Raw genomic sequence first — 5116 nt, 5'->3', positions numbered from 1 at the left:
ATCTAAACGATACTGTCGAGAAGCTCTGCACAGTGAATCCTAAAGCTAATCTGTGCAGTGACGGTACTCCGCGTTCATCAACGATTCTTGAACTGTTGGAGAAAATCGACCCTGCTACCGATGGCGCGCAGGCGCTGCTGGCAGATATCCGTCCGCTGGACGGCTTTAACTGGGGCTATGACCCATTCCACTACAATGCACCAGAAGGTAGCTATGCGGTAGAAAGTGACGGCGTTAGTCGAATCAAAGAGTACCGTAGCATGATCCTCAAACTGCATGAGCTAGGTTTCAGAGTCGTGCAGGATGTTGTTTACAACCACACCTTCTCATCGGGCCTTTATGATAAATCGGTACTGGATAAGACCGTACCTGGTTATTACCACCGCCTTAACCCGGTAACGGGTGCTGTCGAGAACTCAACCTGTTGTGACAATACGGCGTCAGAGAACCGGATGTTTGAGAAGCTGGTTGGCGATAGCATCATGATGTGGGCGCAGGACTATAAGATTGATGGTTTCCGCTTCGATCTAATGGGCCATCTGATGAAGTCGAGCATGGTCAAGGTCTATGACCAGGTGAAAACGGTTGATCCGGATAACTGGTTCTATGGTGAGGGCTGGAACTTCGGCGAAGTCGTCAATGGTGCTCGTGGCGAGAATGCCACCCAGTGGCCAATGGCCGGGACAGGGATCGGTACCTATAACGATCGCCTGCGAGACGGTGTACGAGGTGGTGGTCCGTTCGACAGCGGTCTTGCCTTGCTACAAACCCCGGGCTTTGCCAATGCCGGTGATCGTTTTGATGCCAACCTGAAATCAAAAATGGATCTGATCCGTTACGGTATGACAGGTAACCTTCAGGCTTATCCTCTTGAAACCTCAACGGGTATCACTGTTAATGGCCGTGATTTTAAATACGGCGATCAAGGGGCGGCGTATACCTTGGATCCACAGGAATCCATTAACTACGTTTCCAAGCACGATAACCAGACATTGTGGGACTTCAACCAGTACAAGGCAGACCCGAGTGTGGCGGTTGAGGATCGCGCGCGGATGCAGATCATAGGTCTGGCACCGGTTATGTTAGGGCAGGGGATCCCGTTCCTGCATATGGGCTCGGAGCTGCTTCGTTCCAAATCCATGGCGCGTGATAGTTACGACTCCGGTGACTGGTACAACAAAGTTGATTTTAGCAAGCAAACCAATAACTGGAATGTGGGTCTGCCACGAGCAGACAAAGATCAAGCCAACTGGGAGGCGATCAAGCAGGTTATTGCTAACCCTAACACTCAGGCTCGCCCGCAAGATATCGAATGGACTGATGCTCGCTTCAAAGAGCTGCTGAAGATCCGCTCGACGACACCATTACTTAAACTGATCACTGAAGATGAAGTACTTAAACGTGTTCGCTTCCACAACACCGGAGCATCATCCGCGCCGGGAATGATCGTGATGAGTGTGGACGACGGCGTTAATGCTGGTGCTGATCTTGATGTCAATTATCAGGCGTTGGTAGTGGTGATTAACGCTAATATCAGCACCCAGTCGGTAACGATTGACGGCACCACCGGGTTTGAGCTTCATCCTGTGATGGCGAGTTCTGCCGATAGCAAGATCAAACAGTCGAGCTTTACAAGTGGTACCTTCGAAGTACCTGGATTGACTGCTGCAGTGTTTGTTAAACCACAAAGCGGAGATCAAGGTGAAGGGCTTGGCGGCGAAACCAAACCTGTGGTGAAAGCCCCTTACGGCAGTGAAAAGATCTTTGTTCGCGGCTCATTCAATAGCTGGGAACAAGATGCCGAGATGCAGTATATCGGCGACGGGAAATACATGCTGGAACGCTATTTCGAGCCGGGAGTGTATGAGTTCAAGATTGCCTCGGGTGACTGGAGTACGGTGAACTTAGGCTTTGACCAGGTTAAATCCGGTGACGGTTCGGTCAGCTTTGAAAAGAACGGCGATAACATTCGCATCACGGTAACTGAGCAGGGCGTGTGGCGCTTTGAGCTTGATGCCAGCAACAAAGATCAGCCTTCCGTGGTGGTGAAAACTACCGGTACTGACTTTGCCTGTTACGGTGGCGACAACAAAGCTTGTGACCTCAGGGTGTATCAGGTGATGGTTGAATCATTCGTTGATGGTGATAACAGCTCTGATTATAACGAAGGGTATGGTTCCTCTCATCACCGTGGTGACCTGCAGGGGATCATCAATAGCCTTGATTATATCAAGAGCCTTAATGTGAATGCGCTGTGGCTAACACCTGTGTTTGACTCCTGTGCAGGTTCGGCAGGGGATAACAAGCTGGATGCAACAGGCTATTTCGCCTGTGACTTCTTCAACGTTGATCCGAACTTTGGAACCAATGAACAGCTGAAAACCTTGATTAACACGGCTCATGACAAAGGTCTGTATGTCTTCCTCGACGGCGTCTTTGGTCACACCAATAAAGTGACGGTGAAACCATCGCCAACAGGCAAACTGCCAACGTTGAAATCGGGTGGATCGAGCTATCCGGGCCAGCTGGTGGTTTATCCAGACAGCGATAGCCTGGCGTTCTTTAAAGAGGTGGCAACGCACTGGATCACCGAGTATGACATTGATGGTTGGCGTTTGGATCAGGCTTACCAGTTGCCGTTAGCTGAGTGGCGTGAAATTCGTTCAGCGGTTGAAGCAGCGTCGGCTGACAACAAGGCCGCAGGCAAGGCTTGGGGCACCTTGGGCTATATGGTTGGTGAAGTATGGAAAGGGGCTGGTGAAATTGCAGCGACGACCTACGGCACCGACAAAGAACCGGCGCTGTCTTCAGCATTTAACTTCCCGCTACGATATGGTTTGGTTAAAGCTCTGGCTGTGGAGGAGTCAGGGAACTCCGGTAATGCAACCGGGATCAATGCATCCTGGAACAAGATCGAAAACTACCCATACCATGCAATGCCTAATCTGATGCTTGGCAACCATGACTTGGTGCGCTTTGGTGATTTGATCCAGCGTGGCAATAAAGGTGAGTACTTCCAGCGCCATAAGGCGGCGTTTAGTTTCATGACGGCTTGGTCTGGCCCAATCACCTTCTACTACGGTGACGAGATTGGTGATGAAGTCGACGGCTTTGCTGCCAAGGTGGAAGACAACTGCGCAGCGCAAGGATTGTGTGATGATCATGTCGCACGTTCAAGTGCCAAGATTGAAGGGGTAACAGGCGTCACTTTATCGGCCGAGCAGGCAGATTTGAAGGCTTGGCTTAGCAAGGCGATGGCGGTACGTGCTGCTACGCCTGCATTGTATAAAGGTAAGCGCCGTAATCTGTTGAGTTCCGAGACTGTGTATGCGGATCTGAAGCAATATGGCGATCAGCAGGTAGTGTATGTACTGAATACCACTACCGACGAACAGAACTTCGAACTGGATATGAGCAAGGTGAAAGCGACCAGCCAGCTAGTCGATCTGTTAACGGATGAAGTGATTGTAACGGGAGATCAGAAGACGACTATCACAGTCCCAGCCCTAACAGGCCGACTGTTGAAAGTTAACTAACCGCTCTCTAAAACACAGCTATCTTCCTGATAAAAAAGAAAAAGGTCTGCCTCGGCAGGCCTTTGTTTTAGGTAGTCTGCTCACACATTGTGCAATGGATATGCTTTAAGCTAACTCATTGACATAGTTGATTATTTACTGATGATAAAACGTGTAATTGCTCTGATGGTTGTTTGGTTATTCCCGGCGATGGTGAATGCCCAATATAAAGGGGAGACGGTTCAGACCCCAATGGTAGACGAAGGGATGTTTTGGGATTCGAATATCACTTTGGAAGCAACGTTATACAAACCCGAGGGGGATGGTCCTTTTCCTCTAGTGATCTTTAACCATGGTTCTACAGGCCCTGGAGTTATTCCAGAGGACATGACTATCAATCCATGGGGCTTTGGTGATTATTTACTTAAAAAAGATATCGCATTGCTGATTCCGATGAGAAGAGGACGAGGGGCTTCTGGCGGAAGCTATGATGAGCCATACACCTGTAACACAAAGGGGATCACCGAGGGTATTGAGTATGCACTGGAATCACTTGATGCCACATTTAGTTATCTAGATTCTCAGTCGTGGGTTAACAAAGAGAAAATTGTACTTTCTGGTCATTCCAGAGGAGGAATGCTTTCACTTGTCTATGCTTCTGAACACCCTAAATCCGCGGTTGGTGTCCTTAACTTTTCGGGTGGTTGGGTGTCGGATAGTTGCCAACTTAATAATGAGTCAGCCAACTTGCCAATGTTCAAAAATGCCGGGCAAAAAATGCAAGTGCCAAGCCTTTTCATTTACGGGCGTAACGACCCTTTTTATGCCGATGAGAGTATTGAAGAATATGCTGAAACTTTTAAAGCCTCTGGAGGCGATCTCACATTCAAATTCTATAAGTTAGGGCAGCAAGTCAGCGGTCATAGCGTATTTGATTCGTACTGGTATCTATGGGCTGATGTTGTTGATGATTTTCTGCTTCAGCAGGGCATGGCGGAAATTCAATAGCTTCCTATTCGAGGTGCTGCAAAATGAAGTCAATACACTGTTTGATTTTTGGGAGCAGGTATTAGGCCTGTTGGTACAAAACAAAAATATCCAAATTAATCTGTTGCCTACTGGAAATAGGGGAGTTGATCGGTACTTGTATCAGCTCCCCTTATGCAATATAAAGCATGGTACTCAATATGAAACTCATTAATTATAATTAATTGGGAGGTTTCAAAAATGAACTAATGTTTAGTGATCGTTCATTGGATTGAAAAAGTGATGCTTTACACTTGGTACTTTTTGGTGTGGAATTTGATTTCTTGTCAATAATCACTAGCTCTCAAAATCCGAACTAAGGTAACAGTATGATAGTGAATCAAAGTAGTGAGAATACCTGCAAAGAGTATCAACGACGGGTTTTTGAGGCAATGAACTATATTAGTGAACATGCTACAGAAACTCTTTCTCTGGAAGATGTTGCTCAAATTGCTCATTTCTCTAAGTTTCATTTTCACAGGATTTTTAAAGTTTTTACAGGTGAGACTTTAGCCGATTTCACAAGAAGAATACGATTAGAAAAAGCTGCAAGTTTACTCTACTTTAACCCTGAG

General features: G+C 47.4%; 3 protein-coding genes. All 3 read left to right on the top strand.

Annotation, left to right across the window (positions count from 1 at the left end):
- The coding region (gene pulA, locus MHN01_RS16245; RefSeq protein ID WP_239412299.1) for a pullulanase-type alpha-1,6-glucosidase at positions 1 to 3536 on the top strand (3536 nt) is incomplete at its 5' end.
- 141 nt (positions 3537 to 3677) lie between these two features.
- The gene (locus MHN01_RS16240) at positions 3678 to 4523 is read left to right on the top strand and encodes a dienelactone hydrolase family protein (protein WP_239412298.1); all 846 of its coding nucleotides are present in this window, start codon (positions 3678 to 3680) and stop codon (positions 4521 to 4523) included.
- 347 nt (positions 4524 to 4870) lie between these two features.
- Positions 4871 to 5116 (top strand): AraC family transcriptional regulator (locus tag MHN01_RS16235; protein WP_239412297.1); only part of this gene is annotated, 246 nt, incomplete at its 3' end.

The organism is Photobacterium sp. OFAV2-7 (assembly GCF_022347985.1).
In the GTDB taxonomy this organism is placed as follows: Bacteria; Pseudomonadota; Gammaproteobacteria; order Enterobacterales; family Vibrionaceae; genus Photobacterium.
Note: the sequence above shows the minus strand (reverse complement) of the source record. Positions and strands in the feature narration are given on the sequence as shown.